Genomic DNA, 19,137 nt, shown 5'->3' on the forward strand with positions numbered 1-19,137 from the left:
TGGCCCATTTTTGCGGTTGACCGTGGAAAGCGGGCTATGCACGGTCTTTCCCGGAAAAACAAGCCGCCAACAGCAGCGCCAGCACGGCGCCGGGGCCGACCGTGATGCCGACGGCGTGCAGGACCGGCACGCTGGACAGGGCGAGCGTGCCGAAGCCGATGGCGGTGGTCAGGTTGGCGACGGCCATTGAGGCCAGCGTCGGCGCATCGAGCCGGTTTTCCTTGCCGGCTCGGTCGAAGAACAGTGCGTAATTTGAGCCGACGGCGACGATCAGCAACATGCCGATCAGGTGCATGAGGTGCAGCTGTTCACCCCCCAGATGGACGCCGGCTATGACCAGGATGACGGCAAGCAGCAGCGGCAGCAGGACGGCGCCGAGCCGGCGGGCGGAGCGCAGTGTGACGGCGAGTAGCGCGACGATGGCGGCGAAACCGGCCAGCGAGAGCAACGTCGCTTCGTCGAGGTAATCGTTGTAGAGCCGGTCGAATTCGAACTTCATGTCGATGAGCAGCGCATCGCTGGCAGCCAGGGCGGCGCGCACCGGTTCGATCCTGATCTCGACATTCTTGTCGCCGGCTGGCGGGCGTAGCGGCAGCAGCACGCTCCAGCTATCCGGCCGTTGCATGAGCAGCGAATCGACGGCCAGCGACAGACTGGTACCGTTGAGCGTTTCGCGGGTGATGCTGCCCTGCTCTTTCGCCCTGGCGACTTCGTCGAGGAAGGCGCCAAGCTTGTTGGCGGCGAGCGGCGAATCAGCCTGCGCCAATTGCAGGCGCGCCGCCAATTCGTCACCGGCCGGTAGGCTGGCCCGGCGGGCAGCCTGCATGGCCTGGCTGGGCAGGAAGCGGGCCGGGCTGTCGTAGCCGCCGATGATGCCCTGGGCGACCAGCGCATCGAGCTGTCGCCCGGCCCGCTCTGCTGCCTGCAGCGCGGCTTCGCGGTCGGGTGCGGTAATCACTGCCATGTAGCGCGAATCCGGGGCGCCAATGTCGGCACGCAATGCCATGTCGGTTGCCGTGTCTTCGGCGCTGACCGTGCTCAGGGCCGACAGGTTCGGATGCCAAAGTTCATGGCGGTCGATGACGAGGACGGTGGTTGCCGCTACCGTGAGCAAAATGACCGGCCAGCGCAGGCTCTGCATGGCCCGGATGCCTGCGTTGAGCGGTGATGCGAGGTGGCTAAGGTCGCGCACCGGATGATCGTTGCCAGCCAGCGCCGGCAGGATGAAGCGGGTGACCAGTGCGGCAGTCAGTACGCCGCTCAGCGAATAGAGGCCGAGCTGGGCCAGGCCGGGGAAACCGGAAAAAAGCAGCGCGGTGAAGCCGCAAACGGAGGTCAGCACGCCGAGGCGGATGGTCGGCCAGAAGCGCGTCCGCCATTCAGCCGCACCAAGCCGGCCGGACTGGACGAAATAATAGATCGAGTAATCCACTGCCTCGCCGATCAGTGCGGCGCCAAAGCCGACGGTAATGCCGAAGACCGTCCCGTAGACAAGGCTGACGGCGACGATGCCGGCCAGCGCCCCGCTCACCACGGGCAGCAGGCCGAGGCTGAGCAGGCGGGCCGAGCGATAGACGAAGAGCAGTACGCCGATGATGGCCAGCGTGCTGATCGCTGACAGCTTGCTGACCTCGTCCTTGATCGTTTCACGCGATTTGACGGCAAAGACGCCGGGCCCGGAAATCACCATGCGGGCGTCGCTGATGCCAGCCTCACGGGCGCTCTCGGCAAACTCGCTGCGGATGGTGGCGATGGCCTGTTCCTGGGCATCGGTGTCGGAGCCGAGGGCGGCGCTCTGGATCAGCAGCATGGCCCGTTGGCCGTCGCGTGAGGCCCAGACGCCCTCCTGCACATAGGGCTGGGCGCCGGCGTTGAGGCCGGAGAGCAGTTCGATCATTTCGCCGGTCGGGTCGCGCGGCAGCAAGGGCTTGATCATCATGCCGGCCGGTGAGGCGAGCAGATCGACGCTGTTGGCGATGCTCTCGCGCAGGCCGTCGACGGTGAAGCGTTCGGGCTTGACGGCCGGGCTGAGCAGATAGCGGTAGCGGAACAGGAAGTCGCGGTCGGCATTGAGGTTGCCGGCCTGACCGTTCTGGACGCTGACGAATTCGGGCAATTTTTCCAGTCGACCGTCCAATTGGCGCGAAACGGCCGCCCGTTGCGCCGCATCGCCGCCTTCGATGGCGACCATGAGCAGCCGGGTGACGACGCCTTCTTTCAACTGGTCGACCAGCACCTGTTGCGCGGCGCTCGGCCGGGCCGGCAGGAAAAACGACATATCGGCCGAAAAGTGGCTGTTCCAGACCACGGCTGCCCCGGCCATGCTGGCCAGCAGCCAGATCAGGAAGGCCCGGGCCGCCGCGCTCATTTGGTTTCGATCGGCTCCATGTTGAGCACCGAACGGTCACCGTCGGCCTGCAGGTACTCGATGCTGCGGATCAGGCTCTTGCTGCCGCTGACCGTGATGCGCAGGACCAGCGCCGATATTTTCTGGTCGCTGGGCAGTAGTGTGAGCACCCACTTGTCGGCATTTCCCGATAAATGCAGGGCATAGTTTTTCTCGAGCGCCGCCCGGTTGCCCGACAACGTGCCGCGAATGCTGTCGACGAAGGCCAGCGCTTCCGGCTGGTTGGCCAGATTGATGCTGAGTTTCTGCTTCTCGCGCTCGATGGACAGCATGTCCTTGTCGAGCAGCAGGGTTTCGACCTTGGGCACCAGCGTCCGTTTTTCGAGGCGGTCGGGCGCCGTGTAGCTCATTTCGCCCGATGAGACGACGGGCTTGTCGAGCAGCGAAATGTACTTCTTCTCGGTGAACTTGGCCTTGCCACCCTTGTTTTTGGCGAGATCGGTCATCAGCTGGCCGACATCGAAGGCAGCAGTGGCCGGCAGGGCGAGAGCCAACAGAAAAAGACAGCCGAAGAGACGTTTGATCATTTTTTCTGCCAGAAATCGAAGAAATTGAACCAGTTGTACGGTGCCAGATGGCAATAGTGCGTCAGACGGTCGGCGTAGTGTTGCATGGCGGCATGGATCGCCGTGTCGCGTTCTTCGCGCGTCGTCTGCGAAAAATCGGCGAGCGGCTCGAAATGCAGCTGGTAGCGGTTGCCGCCGAGATAGAGGCCGGTCATGAAGAAAACCGGGCGGCGCAGCATGGCGGCCATGCGGAAGGGGCCGAGCGGGAACGGGGCCGGTTTGCCGAGAAAATCGCAGTCGACCGTAGCATCGTCGCCCAGCCCGCGGTCGGCCAGCATGCCGACGAGGTAGCCTTCGTCGAGCTTGTCGCGGGCCTGCAGCATCGAATCCATGCGGCCCAGCGGGATGATGTCCTGACTGGCCGCCGGGTTGATCGCCTCAAGCGTCGAATTGATTTTGCGGGCGTTTTCCTCGTACATCATCATCGCTACCTTGAGCCCTTGCTGCCCTCGCCCGACGGCGCGCAGGACTTCGAAGCTGCCGAGGTGGGCGCCGATGAGCAAGGCGCCGGGGTGCTCGGCGGCCACTTTCTGGACGGCTTCGTTGCCGATGATCTCGATGTCGAAGAGGTCGAAACGGTCGTTGAGCAGGTAGATCCGATCGTGGATCGTGCTCGCGAAGCTGAAGACGTGGCGGAAGCCGTCCGACCATTCAGCCCAGCGGTTGAGCGCCAGATGCAGGTAGTCGCGGCTGAAGCGACGGGCGCGCGGGGCGAACAGGACAAAATAGGCGGCGATACCGTAGAGGACGAGGCGACCGACCCGGCGACCGAAAGTCAGCGAAATCCAGACCATCAGCTTGAGGATGGCCAGATTGCTGCGTTCCTGCTGACGCATCCAGTCGGCGTCGGGAGGCTCTTTCCGGCTCATGGCGCGGCGGGGGTCAGGCTGCCGGAGGCGACGTCGCGCTCGGTGGCACGAACGGTGAAGGCAATGGCCCCGCTTGGCTTGGTCATCAGCGAGAAAGTAAGCGCTTCCTCAGGTCCGACCGGGCTGAAAAACTTGGCGTTGCCGACCTGCCAGTTGAGGCCTGGCTTACCGAGCATTTCTTCGGCGAACAGGATGGCACGGTCGAGCAGGACGACGCCCGGCACGATGGGCCGGCCGGGGAAATGGCCGGCGAAGGCCGGGTGGTCGGCCGGGACCAGCCAGCGATATTCAGCGTCCGCCATGGCTGACTTTCGCGGTGTACAGCGCCTGCAGTTCGGCCCTCGGCAGCTTGCCGGTGCTGTTGCGTGGCAGCTCGTCGACGAGGACGAGCGGCCGGGGCAGGAAGATGGCGTCGATGCGCTGGCGCAGCTCGACGCTGATTTGCCTAGCGCTCAGGCCGGGGGCGACGACGAAGGCGGTGAGGCGCGTGATGCCGTCCGGACCCTCTTCGTCGGGCAGGAAGAAGGCGCCATCAACGACGCCGGGTACGGCGCCGAGCTGGTGATTGAGATAGGCCAGCGAGGTGCGCTTGCCGGCGATGTTGATGAGGTCGGCGTGGCGGCCATGGAGCAGGAACTGTTGAAGGGCTTGCGTGGGCTGGTCGGGCAGCAGTTCGATGAGGTCGGACAGGGCGACGCGGCCTTCGACGTGGCCGTCACAGGCGACGGTGTCGTCACCGTCCTGTTCGAGGCGGACGCCGGGCAGTAGCGTCCACGCGGCGCCGTCGGTGGTGCGCCGGGTGGCCAGCTGGCCGGACTCGGTCGAGCCGTAGATTTCGCGCATCGGGGCGCCGGTACGGGCTTCGGCTTGAGCGGCCAGCGTCGTCGACAGCGGCGCGGTGGCGGAGAGCAGCAGGTCGACGGGCGGCAGCTCGATTTCGGCCGAGAGCAGCGCCGAGAGGTGGAAAGGCGTGGTGACGAGCAGGCGCGGCTGCGGCACGGCGGCCAGGGCGCCGGCGATGTCCTGCGGGTAGAACGGCTTGCCGGCCCAGAAGGCGCAGCCGCCATGCAGGGCGAGCAGGAAGGTCGATTCGAAGCCGTAGCTGTGCTGGACCGGAACGGTGCCGACGATGGCGTGCGGCTGGCGGTCAAGGCCGAGGGCGATGGCTTCCGAGCGGCCGTTGGCGACCAGCTTGCCCCAGGTTTTGCGCTGGGCCTGCGGCAGGCCGGTCGAGCCGGAGGTGAACAGGATGGCGGCAAGATGGTCGGCGGGAAATTCGGGGATGGCCGATTTCGTTTTTGCCTCTTTTTTCCGGTTGACCGTGGAAGTGGCTGAAAAATCGCTTGGGAAGTCGAGGCGCGGCAGGTCGAGCGTATCGGCGGCGCCGTCGCACAGGCAAACCAGCCCGGCGTACTCGGCCTGCAGGCGGCGGAAGGTTTCCGGTGACTGCGACGACGGTTGCAGGCTGGTCATGCCGCGCAGCAGGCCGGCGGCGAAGCCGACGGCAAAGCGGTAACGGTCGTGGCAGAGGTTGAGCAGATAGCCGGTGGCCGGCAATTGTTCGGCCAGCTGGCGGGCGTCGGCAAGGTAGTCGCCGACGCTGATCGGGCCTTCCGGTGTCCAGGCAAACACGGCGTCGAGGTCGCCGTGGGCGAGCAGTGGTACGGTATTCATGACGGATTGGCGGGGGGCTGCGGCGTTTCGAGATCGGCCGCCGGCGCTTTCTGCTGGTTGCGCATGCGGTAGGCGCGGGCGACCTGGGCGATGCTCGGCCGCTCTTCGGGCGGCAGGGCTTTGACCCGCCAGATGTGTTCGCCAATGAACATGGCGGCAAGCAGCGGGGCCGATAGCAGATTGGCAAAAATCGACCAGATGGTGTGCGGGGCGAGCCGCCAGAGAATGGCTGAAATCAGTGCATTGCCGAGGAAAAACAGCGTCCACGCCAGCGTCGCGCGCCGGGTGTAAAGGCGCTTGCGCTCGGATAGTTCGCCCTGATGCACGGCACGGGCGAGCTGGGTGATCAGCGCTTCGCCGTCGCCGAGCAGGCTGCGCCCAAACAGGGTGCCGAGCGCCAGATTGGTGCCGAGATGCTGGATGAAGAAAAGCAGCGCGATGTTTTCGCGCAGGGTTGGCCAATACCAGGCCAGCGCGCCGAGCATGGCGAGAATGCCGGTGCCGGTCAGCGCCGGGTGGCTGCTGCGCCAGAGCAACAGGCCAAGGGCGGCGACAATAGGGGAGATGCCGAGCAGTACGGAGAGATCGCCGGAGCCTTCGCCGGCGCTGCCGGTGTGGGCCAGGAAAGCCCAGACGGCGAGAAAGACGACGACGGCCAGGCCGCGCAGCAACTGGCCCGGGGACAGGCTCATTTGGTCCGTTGGGTGGCGATGTGGGCCGACAGGGCGCGCAGCGACGAGAAGATGCGCAGGTTGTCCTCATTGTCCGACTTGAGCTGGAAGCCGTATTTCTTCGAAATGACCAGGGCGATTTCGAGCACGTCGATCGAGTCGAGGCCGAGACCTTCGCCGAACAGCGGGGCATCCGGCTCGATTTCGGCTGGCGGCATGTCGAGATTGAGCGCCGTGACGATCAGCTCGGCGACTTCCGGCAGCAGGGCTTCGATGATTTCCGGGGAAATGGCTTCAGACATGGCGGTACATCCGTGGGGTTACAGGTCGACGGCGCGGAACGCGAGGACCGCGTTGCTGCCGCCGAAAGCGAAGGAATTGGAGAGCGCGGCGCGCAGCGGCTGACCGTGGCGGGCCGTGGTGACGTGGTCGACGCCGATACAGGCCGGATCGAGTTGGCCGAGATGGGCGGTGGGCGGGATCGACCCGTCACGCAATGCGAGGACGGTGACGATGGCTTCGATGGCCGCCGAGCCGCCGAGCATGTGGCCGTGCATCGACTTGGTGGCGCTGACCGGCAACGATGCAGCGTGCTCGCCAAAAACGGACTTCAGCGCAGCGACTTCAACCGGATCGCCTTCGGCCGTTGCGGTGCCGTGGGCGTTGACATAATCGATGTCGGCGGCGTTCAACCCGGCGTCGGCCAGCGTGAGCCGGATGGCGCGGATCTGCCCTTCGGCCTCCGGGCGGACGAGATGGCTGTGGTCGCAAGTCGTGCCGTAGCCGACGATCTCGCCGTGAATACGGGCGCCACGGGCGACTGCATGCTCCCAGTCTTCGAGAACCAGCGCCGCCCCGCCCTCGCCCAGCACCAGGCCGTGGCGATCGGCCGAAAATGGCCGGCAGGCGGTGGCCGAGGTATCGGCATCGCCCGGCGCCATGACGCGCAGGGCTTCCCAGGCGCGGGCTACGCCGTAGGCTTGCGGTACGTCGGAGCCACCGGTCAGCATCACCGTCGCTTCGCCACTGCGCACGCGGCGGAAAGCTTCGCCGATGGCGATGGCCGACGAGGCGCAGGCCACCGTGTGGCTCATGCTGACGCCGCCCAGCCCGAGCTGGATCGAAATGTGGGCGTTGGCCGAACTGTTCATGCCGAGCAAAACGGTCAGCGGCGACAGCCGTTCACGGCCCTTCTGCCACAGCTCGCGGTAGCCTTTTTCGTAGGCCATCGTGCCGCCGAGGGCGGTGCCCCAGGCCACGCCCCAGTCGTCGCGGTCTTCACCTTCGCCCTTGCGGGGCAGGCCGGCGTCGTCCCAGGCGCTGAAGGCGGCAGCCATGGCAAACTGGGCGAAGCGGTCCATCATGCTGGCCAATGGTTTGCCGAGCGCGACATCGGGATCGAAAGCGGGACAACTGACGAAGGGCATCGATAGCGGCCGTGGTACATCGTCGGTCTGCAGGAAGCCGACGGCCGACTGGCCGGCGCACAGGCGCGTGAAGAAATCAGCGAGGTCGCCACCGTAAGGACTGACCAATCCGAGGCCAGTAATCGCCACCCGCCGCTGGCTCATCGCTCAGCTCTTTGACTTGGCAATCAGCCCGTCCATCAGCGAAACCATCTCGCCAACCGTCCGGGGGGTTTTTATGTCGCGGGAAAGCTTGATGCCGAAGCGGTCCTCGAACTCGAACATCAGTTCGAGCATCATCAGCGAGTCGACGCCAAGTTCAGCCAGCAGGGCGCCGGGAACGACATTTTCCGGCTCGACACCGAGGCGGTCCTTGAGAAAATCGCGAATCAGGCCAATAGATTCCATAACCTGTGAATTTTAGCCGAAAGGCCATGTTTTCCAAAGGCTTGCCGGGCTGTTGTCGGTCGGTCGCCTGACTATCCGTTCGGGAAATCTAGCCGGCAACGCCAAGTTGTTGCAGGCTTTTCTGGAATTGCCGGGCATCCTGAAAACCGACGATGCGGACGGCTCTGATTTCCTGCCCTTTGCTATCGTAAAAAATAATGCCCGGCGGGCCAAACAGTTTGAATTTGGCCAATAAAGCCTTGTCGTCATCCGAATTGGCCGTGACATCGGCCTGCAACAGCGTGAAACCAGCCAGTTTGGCCTGAACAGCGGGTTCGGAGAAGGTGAAACGTTCCATTTCCTTGCACGAGACGCACCAGTCGGCGTAAAAGTCGAGCATGACCGGCTTGCCGGCGGTTTTGATTCGGGCTTCCAGGTCGGTCACCGAGGTGACGCGTTCGAAAGGCAACCTTTTCTCTTCGGCGGCGACCGCCTGTCCGCGTAATCCGGCCAACGGTTGCAGCGGATCGCGGCCCCCGGCCAGCGCACCGATGAGCAGCGCGGCGCCGGTCAGCAACATGACGATGCCGATGCCCTTCCAGAAACGGTGCCAGCCCTTGGCGTGCGGCGGCAACGGGTCAAGGGCGTGGAGGTAGATGGCCGGAATGATGAGCAGCGCCGCCCAGGCCAGCATCGATGCCACCGGCGGGACGACCGGCGAAACGAGCCAGACGGCGGTAGCCAGCAGCAGCACGCCGAACGCCTTCTTGACGCCTTCCATCCACGGCCCGGTTTTCGGCAGCAGCGAACCGCCGGCGATGCCAACGGCGATCAGCGGCGCGCCCATGCCGAGGGCCATGACGAACAATGCAGCGCCACCGAAAACGGCGTCGCCGGTCTGCCCGATGTAAAGCAGCGCACCGGCCAGCGGGGCGGCAACACAGGGTCCGACGATGAGCGCCGACAGCGCGCCCATGAGGAAAACGCCAATGCCGCGTCCGCCCTGCAGGTGGCCGGATTCTTCCGACAACTTGCTTTGCAGCGCGGTCGGCAATTGCAGTTCGTAGAAGCCGAACATCGAAAACGAGAGCACGACGAAAACCAGAGCGAAGCTGCCGAGCACCCACGGGTTTTGCAGCGCCGCGGAAATCAGCGTGCCGCTCAGGCCGGCGGCGACGCCGGCCGCGGCGTAGGTGACGGCCATGCCGAGGACGTAGGCCATGGACAGCGCGAAACCGCGGGCGTGGGAATTCTTGTGCCCCTGACCGGCAATGATCCCGGACAGGATGGGGATCATCGGGAAGACGCAGGGGGTCAGCGACAGGCCGAGGCCGGCGATGAAGAAGAAGGCGAGGCTGGTCCAGAAGCCGGCGTTCTTGAGCGTGTCGGCGATCCGGCCGCTTTCGTCGCCGTCGGCCGGGGCGGCCGAGGCCGGCGGTGCGCTGGCCGGGTCGGGCAGCTCGACGCTGAGCTGCTGGGTTTGCGGCGGGTAGCAGACGCCGGCATCGGCGCAGCCTTGCGAGGTGACGTTGAGTTTCAGCGCCAGCGGGCCGGAGGACATGCGCTCGACCGGGACGCGGATGGCGACGGTCTTGTAATAGACCTCGACCTTGCCGAAATTTTCGTCGTCGTGCTCCTTGCCTTTGGGGAGGGTCGGTGTACCGAGGGGGGCCGTTTCGCCGTCGACGGTGAAGCGGAACTTGTCGCGGTAGAGGTAGTAGCCCTTGGCGATTTCGTAGCTGATTTCGAGCGTCTGGCCGTCGAGCGCCTTGACCGAGGGCTTGAAGGCGACGGCCGGATCGAGGAATTCCTCGGCGTGGGCAAGCGAGAGGAAAAAGGCGAAAACGAGGAACAGTAGGCGCATGGTCATGGGGTCGTTTCTGCCGCTACCCAGTTCAGGTAGGCGGGCAAGCCGTGGCTGAGCGGCAGGGCGATGATTTCGGGCAACTCGTAGGGATGGAGTTGGCGGATTCTGGCTTCGAGTGCCGGGTAGTTGGCTGCGGTCGACTTGAAAAAGAGAGGGATTTCGGAAGCCGATTCGACCTTGCCCTGCCAGCGATAGACCGACTGGACGCGCGGCAGGATGTTGACGCAGGCAGCCAGTTTTTCTTCAACCGCGGCGAGCGCGATGGCGTTGGCGGTTTCTTCATCCGGGCAGTTGGTGATGACGAGCAGGGTTTCCATTAGCGAATTCTACTGTGTCTACTTGAGCAGGCGGCGGCGAGTCAGGTGGAGGGCGATGGTGAAGGCTACGGCCGCTGTGCCGAGCAACGCCATGACATGGATCAGGGCGTCGGCCGGGATCTGGCCGGCGAGCAGCGGGCGAACCAACGCCACGCCCTGGGCCAGTGGCAGCCAGCCACCGATCAGCGCCAGCCAGCCGGGGAGCTGGTCGGTAGGGAAGAAGACGCCGGAAATCAGCGTCATCGGCGTGATGAACAGCGTGAAGTAGTACATGAAGAAATCGTAGGACGGCGCCAGCGCGTTCCAGATCAGGCCGAGGGCGGCGAAGGCCAGCCCGGTGAGGACGATGGCCGGCAGTGCCCAGAGCATGAGCGGGCCGTTGGTCAGGCCCATGCCGGTGATGACGACGAGAATCGCGGCGCCCGAGAACAGCGATTTAGTGGCGGCCCAGAACAGTTCGCCGGCGACGACATCGCCCAGGCCGAGCGGCGTGTTGAGGATGGCTTCCCAGGTTTTCTGCACATGCATGCGCGAAAAGGCCGAGTACAGCGCCTCGAAAGTGGCGGCATTCATGGTCGAGGCGCAGACCGTGCCGGCGGCGAGGAAGGCGACGTAGGGCTGGCCTTCGATGCTGGGCAGCATGGCGCCCAGCCCGTAGCCGAGGCCGAGCATGTAGATCAGCGGATCGGCCAGGTTGCCGAGGATGGATGGCAGGGCCAGCTTGCGCCAGACCAGGAAATTGCGTTGCCAGACGGGAAGCCAGCCGAGCAGGGAGGGTTGAGGCAGCATGGGGCGGAGCTAACGAATTGGAAGACGCATTTTAGCCTCTGTCCAAGACGCTAGCGTTTAAGTTCTGTGCGCTGTGGATTTTGATTTTTGCCCTTTTTTTCGGTTGACCGTGGGATCACTTCAGATGGCCTCGGCGAAGCTGTCAAAATGGCGAAATGACGCCCGCCATCATCCTGAGCACGCTCAACGCTAAATACATCCACGCCTCGCTCGGCCTGCGCTACTTGCTGGCCAACATGGAGCGGCATGGCGGCGCCGGGCTGCGCGAACGGACGGCGTTGCGCGAATTCACCATCGCCCGGCCGGTGCCGGAGATCGTCGACGCGCTGCTCGCCGAGGAGCCGCAGGTCATCGGTTTCGGTGTCTATATCTGGAACGTCGAGCAAACGACCGAGGTCGTCCGCCGGCTCAAACAGGCCCGGCCGGCGCTGAAAATCGTCCTCGGCGGGCCGGAAGTCAGTTACGAATGGGAGGGGCAGGAAATCGTCCGGCTCGCCGACCACCTGATCACCGGCTGGGGCGACGTCAGTTTTCCGAAACTGTGCCGCGCCCTGCTCGACGGGCCGCCTCCGCTGATGAAAGTGATCCCCGGCGAGCAGCCGGCGCTGGACGACATCGCCCTGCCCTACGCCGAGTTCAGCGCCGACGATCTGGTCCATCGCCTGCTCTACGTGGAGGCCTCGCGTGGCTGCCCGTTCAAGTGCGAGTTCTGCCTCAGTTCGCTCGACAAGACCGCCTGGGCCATTTCGGCGGAACGCTTTCTTGCCGCGCTGGAAAGGCTCTACGAGCGCGGGGCGCGCAATTTCAAGTTCGTCGACCGGACCTTCAATCTAAAAATCGACAGCTCGCTGACCATCCTGCAATTCTTCCTCGACCGCCTGACGCCGGATCTATTCCTGCATTTCGAAGTGATCCCCGATCACCTGCCGGAACGCCTGAAAGACATGATCGCCCGCTTCCCGCCCGGCGTGCTGCAGTTCGAAGTCGGCATCCAGACCTTCAATCCGGAGGTTCAGCAGGCCATCTCGCGCCGGCAGGACAACGCCAAAACTTGCGAAAACCTGGCCTGGCTGGTCAATCACAGCCACGCCCACCTGCACACTGATCTGATCTTCGGCCTGCCCGGTGAAACGCTGGCCAGCTTCGCTGAAGGTTTCGACCGCCTGTACGCCCTGCGCCCGCACGAAATCCAGCTCGGCCTCCTCAAACGCCTGCGCGGCACGCCGATCGCCCGCCATAGCGTCGTCCACGGCATGACCTACGACGCCGAACCGCCCTACACCGTCCGCCAAACCGCCGTGGTCGACGCGCCGACCGTCGAGCGCTTCACCCGCCTCGCCCGCTACTGGGATCTGCTCGCCAACTCGGGCCGCTTCCCGCAAACCCTGCCTCTCCTGCTCGCCGGCCCTTCGCCCTTCAATGCCTTCCTCGCCTTCGCCGACTGGCTGTGGCAAAGCACCGGCCAGACTAGCCGTCTGACGCCGGAAAAACTGCTCGACAGCCTGTTTGATTATCTGACCGGCGTGATCGGAATGGAAAAGGAAAGCGTCCGCCAGACATTGCTCGCCGATTATCAGGCTAGCGGCGCCCGCGCCAATCCGGCCTGCCTGCAAGGCTTGTTGAAGGACCGGGAAAAGCCGGTGCCGCGGTTGGCCAGGGCCCTTGCCCAGCGTCAGGACCGGCACGGCGCCAACTCCGGTTAACAATCACGGCGCGCTGGCAATTGCTTGGCCGCGTTGCTTGACCAGATCAGCCAGCGCATCTTTAAGCCGGGCGATGACCGGCCCCCAGGTGCCAGTGGCGTCCTGCCGGAACAGCCGCATGACCCCGGGGTACCACGGCGAATCGCTGCGCTCGGCGAGCCATCGCCAGTCCGTCTTGTAATCGGGCAGCAGGACCCAGCAGGGGCGACCGAGAGCGCCGGCCAGATGCGCGGCGGCGGTATCGACGGCGATGACCAGATCGAGATTCATCATGATCGCCGCGGTATCCGAAAAATCGGCGATGTCGGCGCCAAGCGGGGTGATGGCAAACGGCGCGACGGCGCTGGCCGTTTCGTCCTCGCCAGCGCCTTTCTGCAGGCTGAAATAGCGGATGCCCGCGACGTCGCCGAGCGGCGCCAGATCACGCAGCGAGCGCAGTGAACGATAGGCGTCGTTCTCGAAACGCGGGTTGCCCTTCCAGACCAGTCCGACGCGCAGCGCGTCGCCGCTGTCGCCCATGACGGCCCGCCAATCGGCGACCTTGTGCGGCGCTACGCGCAGGTAGGGCAGTTCGGCCGGGATGGTGTCGAGGCGCGTGCCCAGGTAATACGGTTGGCTCAAGGGCGGCGTCCAGAAATCCCATGCAATGCCCGGATCGGGATCGCCGACGGCAATCGCCTCGTCAATGCCGGCCAGATGCTGGAACAGGCTTTTGAGCGGCGGATGGCAAAGAACGGAGACGCGGCGGGCGCCGAGTTCCTTGAGTTGTTTGCCAAAGCGGCAAAACTGGATCATGTCGCCGTGGCCGGCCTCGAGACCGATCAGGAGCGATTTCCCGGTCAAGGATTCGCCTCGCCAGCGCGGCATGCCCAGGTGTTTCTCGATCTGCGCGTACCAGTCGCGCGATTCCATGTGGCGCCAGCCTTCTTCGTAGCGTCCCTGGCGCAGCAGCAGGTGTGCAAGGCTGAACGCCGCTTTTTGATAGTCGGGGGCCAGTTCAAGTGCGTTGCGGAAACAGCGTTCGGCTTCCATTTCCCGCTTCATGCAGGTCAGCAACACGCCGAGATTGGACCAGGCGGCGGGCGATTCGGGGTCGATGGCCAAAGCACTCTGGTAAGCCACCTCGGCTTCGCCAAAGCGCTGCTGCGATTCGAGCAGGGCACCTAGATTGATGTAGGTCTGCACCTGCATCGGGGCCAGTGCCAGCGCCTGACGGTAACTTTCCTCGGCTTCCTGATGGCGGCCCTGACTGTCGAGCAGATAACCAAGATTGGCGCGGGCTTCGGACAGCGTCGGCGCCAACTGTAAGGCTTGGCGAAAACCGTTTTCTGCGGCTGCCAGATCGCCCTGCTCCATGACCCGCAGGGCTTCATAAAAATGCTTTTCGGCGGCGGCGGAAGGCGTTGTCATCCGGTTATTTTAGCCCGGCGAGCCAATGACAAAACTTTAGTCAAAAACGATAATCGAACCCCTGTTAAAACTCCTCGGAGGTGGCGGAGATGGCACCGACAATTTCACCGAAAGCGGTATTGATCGATCTGGCCGGCGTGCTGCACACCGGGGATGACGCCTTGCCGGGGGCGGTGCGGGCGCTTGATCGGCTGCGGGCGTCGGGCCTGCCCTTGCGTTTCCTGACCAATACGACGCGGACGCCGAGCACCATCCTGTTCGCCAAGTTGCAGCGCATGGGTTTCACGCTGGCCGCCAGCGAGATCCAGACGGCAGCGTTGGCCGCGCGAACGCTGGTCCGTAGCCGGGGTTTGCGCCCGCTGTGGCTGATTCACCCGGATATCGCCGCCGAAATGGGGGAAAGTGACCCCGAGCCCAACATCGTCGTACTCGGCGACATGGGGACGCATTTCACCTACCCGATTCTGAACCATGCTTTCCGGCTGCTCATGGACGGTCTGCCGCTCATGGCAATGGCGCGCAATCGCTATTTCATGGAGCCGGACGGGCTGTCGCTGGACATGGGCGCCTTTGTTGCCGGGCTGGAGTATTCGGCCGGGATCACGGCCGAAATCACCGGCAAGCCAGCACCGGCTTTCTTCAATGCGGCGCTGGCTGAGCTGGGGATCGCGCCGGCTCAGGCGGTGTTGATCGGTGACGATCTGAGCGACGACATCGGCGGCGCGCAGGCGGCGGGTATTCGGGGGATTCTGGTGCGGACGGGGAAATTCCGGGCCGGCGACGACGCGCATCCGGACATTCGTCCGGCGGCGGTTTACGATGATTTTTCTGCTGCGGTCGACGCCCTGCTGGGCTGAAAAACGAGGCTCAGCCGAATTTGCGCTGATGCGCTGCAACGGCTTTCAGGCGGGCTTCCTTGAGGCGAAGCAGGACTGAATCGGGAAGGGCCTCGTCGGTATCCGGCACCTGGCTCAGGGCGTGGGCTTCGACTGCCTTGAGTCGCGCCACCATCAGGCGGAGCCGAATGTGGCCGGGCACTTCATCCTGGTCGGCGTCGTCGCTGGCCGACTCATCGACGACCTTGGGGCGATTGAACGAACGGTGCAGGTCGAGTTCATCGAGACCGCCCTGATAATTGTCGTTCGGGTCGTAGGTGAATACCTGCGGCTCGCCGGCGTGCGTGCTGGCGCTCAGCAGCGCTACCTGGCGGCGCTCGGTGCGGCTCAGCATGAGCACGGTCGCTGCTTTTTTCTTGGCGAGGCGCGCTTCGATGCGTGCCTTTTTGGCAGCGCGCAAGCGGTCGGACTCTTCGAGCGTCAGTTCCTTGATGGCGCGCGGCGGCATCGGAATGGCCGAGATGGTGACGCCCTGGGCGGCTACGGACATGTCGACGACGGACGCTGCCTCGTCGGAACCTTGTTCCGAGGCACCGACTTCCACTGCCGAGAATGCGAGCACTGCCGCGACCATCAACCAACGCATTGCGATTTCCAAACTGAGTCAATGTTCCATTCTAGCAGATTTTGGAAAATGTCCAGGAGAAACATGAGCTTGGCATCTCGGGTAGCGAATGCCAAGGGCCTGGATTGGTGCCGTTTCCGGGCTGGTTTGCTGGCTGACCGGCTTTTTTGCGCCGGATTCAGTCGCGCAGTTCGCGGCCGGTCAGCTTGATGAAAACGTCTTCGAGGTTGGAGGCGCGGTGCACGTAGCGCAGGCCGTCGGCATCGGCTAATTTGGCCAGCAGTTCGCGCGGGTCGCGGCAGTAGAAGAAGGCGGTTTCGCCGCTGGTTTCGACGCGCTCGGCGAGGTGCTTTTGATTTTTGACGAAAATTTCCAGTTGACCGTGGGATTCGTCAAAAACCTCGACGACCTGCGGTTCGATCTGCTCGGCGATCAGTTGGCGCGGGCTGCCTTCGGCGATCTTGCGGCCGTGGTCGATGACGATCAGCGTGTCGCACAGGCGTTCGGCTTCGTCCATGAAATGGGTGGTCAGGATCAGCGTCTTGCCGGCCGACTTGAGCTGCTTGAGGCGTTCCCAGATCAGGTGGCGGGCTTGTGGGTCGAGGCCGGTGGTCGGCTCATCGAGGAAGATGATGTCGGGGTCGTTGACCATGGCCCGGGCCAGCGTCAGCCGGCGTTTCATGCCGCCGGACAGCGTCGCCAAGCGGGCGCCGGCCTTGCTCGACAGGCCGGCAAATTCAAGCAATTGCGGGATCTTGACGCGGATGTCGGCATCCTTGAGCCCGAAATAGCGGCCGAATACGAGCAGGTTTTCGGCGCAGGTGAAGTCGGGGTCGAGGTTGTCGAATTGGGGCACGACGCCAATGCGCGCCCGCGCCGCCTGGGCGTCGTCGGGAATGACGTGGCCGTTGAGGACGATGTCGCCGCTGTCCGGCCCGGTCAGCCCGAGGCAGAGGCGTAGCGTCGTCGTCTTGCCGGCGCCGTTCGGGCCGAGCAGGCCGAAGCAGGTGCCGGGTTCGACGGCGAACGACAGACCGGCGACGACTTCGCTGTCGCCGTAGGTCTTGCGCAGATTGCTGGCTGTCAGTGCCGCCATGCGCGCGTCACGATGTCGCGGATGAGGTGCAGGCGACGGTGGAAGAAATGATCGGCGCCGGGCACGACGACGACCGGCAGGTCGAGCGGTTGCGCCCAGTCGAGGACATTGGCGAGCGGCACGGTTTCGTCGGCCGAGCCGTGGATGACGATGGTGTCGTGCGGCACGGCTTCGGTGTCGTACTGGCGGGTACCTTCGATGAAGCCGGCGGCGGTGCCGACCAGAACGAGGCGCTGGGCCGGGTGGCTGGCTTCGCTCAGGCGCTTGGCGACGCGGGTCTGGCAGTAGGCGCCAAACGAGAAGCCGGCCAGGGCGACGGGCAGGTTGCCGCAGCGGCATTTGGCGTCTTCGAGCACGGCGAGCAGGTCGTCGGTCTCGCCGACGCCTTCGTCATGAACGCCTTCGGTGCCGCCGACGCCACGGAAATTCGGGCGGAAGGCAGCGTAGCCGAGCGCGACGAAGGTACGGGCCAGCGTGTAGGCGACCTTGTTGGTATTGGCGCCGCCGCCGATCGGGTGCGGGTGGGCGATCAGCGCGATACCTTTCGGCGCATCCGGACGTTCCATGATGACCTCGATCTTGCCGACCGGGCCATCGACGAGAATCTTCTCTTCGACGACGCGCATGGGGTCAGATCTTCAGACGGTCGACGACCTTGCCGCCGATCAGGTGGGACTGGATGATTTCCTCGACGTCTTCCTTGTCGATGAAGGAATACCAGGTTTCTTCCGGGTAGACGACCATGACCGGGCCGACCTCGCAGCGGCCCAGACAGCCGGCCTTGTTGATGCGCACGGCGCCGACGCCGTTCTGCTTGAGGGCGCCGATGCGCTCCTTGGCGTAGGCGAACATGTCGGAACCGCCGACGTTGTTGCAGCATTGCTCGCCAGCCTCGCGCTGGTTGGTGCAGACGAAAACGTGATGTTTGAAGTAGCTCATGCGGGGTCTCCTGTGCAGACCCGCATTATAGGCGAGGCGGTTTCACGTGGAACGTGGCGGGGAATTTCAAATTTGGCTGTTTTTTCCGGTTGACCGTGGAAGCCTGCCGTGCCCGCCAATGGGCGAGCCACGACGGCCGCGCCGGATCGGTGCTTTCGCGTCGCGGCGGACCTACGGGGTAGTATCCGATTCATCCAGTTCACTTAAAGGAGCGGGGCACACGGTGTCCGACATATGGGTAATAGTTTGATGCTGGTCATGCTGGCGCTGGTCCTCGTTGTTTTGAACGGCTTTTTTGTTGCCGCCGAGTTCAGTCTGGTCAAACTGCGTCAAAGTCGGGTCAAGGCGATTGCCAAGACGCGCGGCTGGCGCGGTCGCATTCTGGCCAAGGTTCATCAGGATCTGGAAGCCTACCTGTCGGCCTGCCAGCTCGGCATCACCCTCGCCTCGCTCGGCCTCGGCTGGATCGGCGAGCCGGCCTTTGCCGATCTGCTGCGCCCGCTGCTCAACGCGCTCGGCGTTGTCGGCGAGGAACTGGTGCATGGCATCGCCTTTGCCGTCGCCTTTTTCATCATTTCCTACCTGCACATCGTGGTCGGCGAACTGGCCCCCAAATCAATGGCCATCCGCGTCACGGAGAAGGTCGGGCTGTGGACGGCGCCCGGGTTGTACGCCTTCTACTGGGCGATGTATCCGGCCATCTGGGTGTTGAACCACAGCGCCAACTGGGTACTGCGCAAGGTCAATCTGGACATCAATACCGGGCACGACACCCACTACTCGGCTGAAGAGCTCAAGGTCATTCTCCGCTCGTCACGGGCCAATGCCGATTTCACCGGCGACGAGTGGCGGGTCCTGGCCCAGGCGCTCGATTTCCGCGACCTCGAGGTGGCCGACCTGATGCGGCCGTTCAGCGAAGCCGTGCCGCTGTCGGAAACAGACGACATCGAGGTCAGCCTCGAGCGGATCGTGCAGCATCGTTTCAGCCGCTATCCCTATCTGGCCGAGGATGGTCACGCCAAGGGCGTCGTCCACCTGAAAGACATCTTCATCGCCCTGCGCAAGGATCCGGACCTCAACACGCTGGACAAACTGGTGCGGCCGGTCGTCGTCGTTTCGCCGAGTCTTTCGGCAACCGAGCTGTTTCGCCGCTTTCGCCAGGGGGCGCCGCATTTTGCCGTGGTCGCCTACAGCGACGGTCATCCGATCGGTTTCATCACGCTCGATAACCTGCTTGGCGCCTTGGTCGGCGAGATTCGCGACGAATTCCGCCAGACCCACAACGAGTGGTCGAGGCTCGACGATGGCTCGCTGATCGGCAAGGGCAGCCTGCCCATCTTCACGCTCGAACGCACCCTGGGCATCGACATCGATGAAGCCGGCGTCGACTCGGTTGGCGGTCTGATCCTGCAGCAATTGGGTGCCCTGCCGGAAGAAGGACAGCGCATCTCCTTCCCGCAATTTGACGCCGTGGTCAAGAAAATGACCGGTCCGCGCATCGTGCTGATACGGATCATTCCAAAGACGGACAATCCGTCCTGAACGGATTCCGGTGGGTGGCCGATTCCGATTTTG

General features: G+C 64.2%; 20 protein-coding genes. 3 read left to right on the forward strand and 17 right to left on the reverse strand.

From position 1 onward, the window contains the following. Positions 1-34: 34 nt before the first annotated feature. The 12 genes from AC07TV_RS00625 to AC07TV_RS00680 form a co-directional block, all read right to left on the reverse strand. Positions 35-2,368 (reverse strand): MMPL family transporter, encoded by a 2,334-nt coding sequence (locus AC07TV_RS00625; RefSeq protein ID WP_494646457.1) that lies wholly within the window; start codon positions 2,366-2,368, stop codon positions 35-37. Then, on the reverse strand, positions 2,365-2,934 hold the full coding sequence (locus AC07TV_RS00630; RefSeq protein WP_494646458.1) for a LolA-related protein: 570 nt from the start codon (positions 2,932-2,934) through the stop codon (positions 2,365-2,367). Before AC07TV_RS00630 ends, AC07TV_RS00625 begins: the two co-directional genes overlap by 4 nt. Continuing rightward, positions 2,931-3,842, reverse strand: coding sequence for a lysophospholipid acyltransferase family protein (locus AC07TV_RS00635; protein WP_494646459.1), 912 nt, complete (start codon positions 3,840-3,842; stop codon positions 2,931-2,933). Before AC07TV_RS00635 ends, AC07TV_RS00630 begins: the two co-directional genes overlap by 4 nt. Next, complete coding sequence (locus AC07TV_RS00640; protein ID WP_494646460.1) at positions 3,839-4,144, reverse strand: ApeI family dehydratase; 306 nt, start codon at positions 4,142-4,144, stop codon at positions 3,839-3,841. Before AC07TV_RS00640 ends, AC07TV_RS00635 begins: the two co-directional genes overlap by 4 nt. Beyond that, positions 4,131-5,516, reverse strand: coding sequence for an AMP-binding protein (locus AC07TV_RS00645; RefSeq protein ID WP_494646461.1), 1,386 nt, complete (start codon positions 5,514-5,516; stop codon positions 4,131-4,133). Before AC07TV_RS00645 ends, AC07TV_RS00640 begins: the two co-directional genes overlap by 14 nt. Then, positions 5,513-6,208, reverse strand: a complete 696-nt coding sequence (locus AC07TV_RS00650) for a COG4648 family protein (protein ID WP_494646462.1) — start codon at positions 6,206-6,208, stop codon at positions 5,513-5,515. The genes AC07TV_RS00645 and AC07TV_RS00650 overlap by 4 nt, the downstream gene beginning before the upstream one ends. Continuing rightward, positions 6,205-6,489 (reverse strand): phosphopantetheine-binding protein, encoded by a 285-nt coding sequence (locus AC07TV_RS00655; protein ID WP_494646463.1) that lies wholly within the window; start codon positions 6,487-6,489, stop codon positions 6,205-6,207. The genes AC07TV_RS00650 and AC07TV_RS00655 overlap by 4 nt, the downstream gene beginning before the upstream one ends. A gap of 18 nt (positions 6,490-6,507) precedes the next feature. Further along, positions 6,508-7,758, reverse strand: a complete 1,251-nt coding sequence (locus tag AC07TV_RS00660) for a beta-ketoacyl-[acyl-carrier-protein] synthase family protein (RefSeq protein WP_494646464.1) — start codon at positions 7,756-7,758, stop codon at positions 6,508-6,510. Between the two features lie 3 nt (positions 7,759-7,761). Next, positions 7,762-8,001: an acyl carrier protein gene (locus AC07TV_RS00665; protein ID WP_494646465.1), complete on the reverse strand. Its 240-nt coding sequence runs from the start codon at positions 7,999-8,001 to the stop codon at positions 7,762-7,764. Between the two features lie 88 nt (positions 8,002-8,089). Further along, complete coding sequence (locus AC07TV_RS00670) at positions 8,090-9,850, reverse strand: protein-disulfide reductase DsbD (protein ID WP_494646466.1); 1,761 nt, start codon at positions 9,848-9,850, stop codon at positions 8,090-8,092. Continuing rightward, positions 9,847-10,164, reverse strand: a complete 318-nt coding sequence (gene cutA / locus AC07TV_RS00675) for a divalent-cation tolerance protein CutA (RefSeq protein ID WP_494646467.1) — start codon at positions 10,162-10,164, stop codon at positions 9,847-9,849. Before cutA ends, AC07TV_RS00670 begins: the two co-directional genes overlap by 4 nt. Before the next feature lie 18 nt (positions 10,165-10,182). Further along, the gene (locus AC07TV_RS00680) at positions 10,183-10,953 is read right to left on the reverse strand and encodes an ABC transporter permease (protein WP_494646468.1); all 771 of its coding nucleotides are present in this window, start codon (positions 10,951-10,953) and stop codon (positions 10,183-10,185) included. A 155-nt stretch (positions 10,954-11,108) separates the two neighbouring features. Between AC07TV_RS00680 and AC07TV_RS00685 the strand changes: the two genes are divergently transcribed. After that, the gene (locus AC07TV_RS00685) at positions 11,109-12,656 is read left to right on the forward strand and encodes a B12-binding domain-containing radical SAM protein (protein ID WP_494646469.1); all 1,548 of its coding nucleotides are present in this window, start codon (positions 11,109-11,111) and stop codon (positions 12,654-12,656) included. 3 nt (positions 12,657-12,659) lie between these two features. Here AC07TV_RS00685 and AC07TV_RS00690 read toward each other — a convergent pair whose 3' ends face one another. Next, the gene (locus AC07TV_RS00690; protein WP_494646470.1) at positions 12,660-14,066 is read right to left on the reverse strand and encodes a tetratricopeptide repeat protein; all 1,407 of its coding nucleotides are present in this window, start codon (positions 14,064-14,066) and stop codon (positions 12,660-12,662) included. 89 nt (positions 14,067-14,155) lie between these two features. On the opposite strand from AC07TV_RS00690, the gene AC07TV_RS00695 reads away from it, so the two are divergent. Then, the gene (locus tag AC07TV_RS00695) at positions 14,156-14,923 is read left to right on the forward strand and encodes a TIGR01458 family HAD-type hydrolase (RefSeq protein ID WP_494646471.1); all 768 of its coding nucleotides are present in this window, start codon (positions 14,156-14,158) and stop codon (positions 14,921-14,923) included. A 10-nt stretch (positions 14,924-14,933) separates the two neighbouring features. Here AC07TV_RS00695 and AC07TV_RS00700 read toward each other — a convergent pair whose 3' ends face one another. From AC07TV_RS00700 to AC07TV_RS00715, 4 genes are all read right to left on the reverse strand, one after another. Continuing rightward, on the reverse strand, positions 14,934-15,548 hold the full coding sequence (locus AC07TV_RS00700) for a hypothetical protein (RefSeq protein ID WP_494646472.1): 615 nt from the start codon (positions 15,546-15,548) through the stop codon (positions 14,934-14,936). 157 nt (positions 15,549-15,705) lie between these two features. Beyond that, positions 15,706-16,623 (reverse strand): ATP-binding cassette domain-containing protein, encoded by a 918-nt coding sequence (locus tag AC07TV_RS00705; protein WP_494646473.1) that lies wholly within the window; start codon positions 16,621-16,623, stop codon positions 15,706-15,708. Next, positions 16,611-17,249, reverse strand: a complete 639-nt coding sequence (locus AC07TV_RS00710; protein ID WP_494646474.1) for an alpha/beta hydrolase — start codon at positions 17,247-17,249, stop codon at positions 16,611-16,613. The genes AC07TV_RS00705 and AC07TV_RS00710 overlap by 13 nt, the downstream gene beginning before the upstream one ends. A 4-nt stretch (positions 17,250-17,253) precedes the next feature. Continuing rightward, positions 17,254-17,562 (reverse strand): (2Fe-2S) ferredoxin domain-containing protein, encoded by a 309-nt coding sequence (locus AC07TV_RS00715; protein ID WP_494646475.1) that lies wholly within the window; start codon positions 17,560-17,562, stop codon positions 17,254-17,256. Between the two features lie 234 nt (positions 17,563-17,796). On the opposite strand from AC07TV_RS00715, the gene AC07TV_RS00720 reads away from it, so the two are divergent. Further along, positions 17,797-19,104, forward strand: coding sequence for a hemolysin family protein (locus tag AC07TV_RS00720; RefSeq protein ID WP_494646476.1), 1,308 nt, complete (start codon positions 17,797-17,799; stop codon positions 19,102-19,104). Positions 19,105-19,137 lie beyond the last annotated feature (33 nt).

The sequence above is a fragment of the Azonexus sp. GW821-FHT04F04 genome (assembly GCF_059420025.1).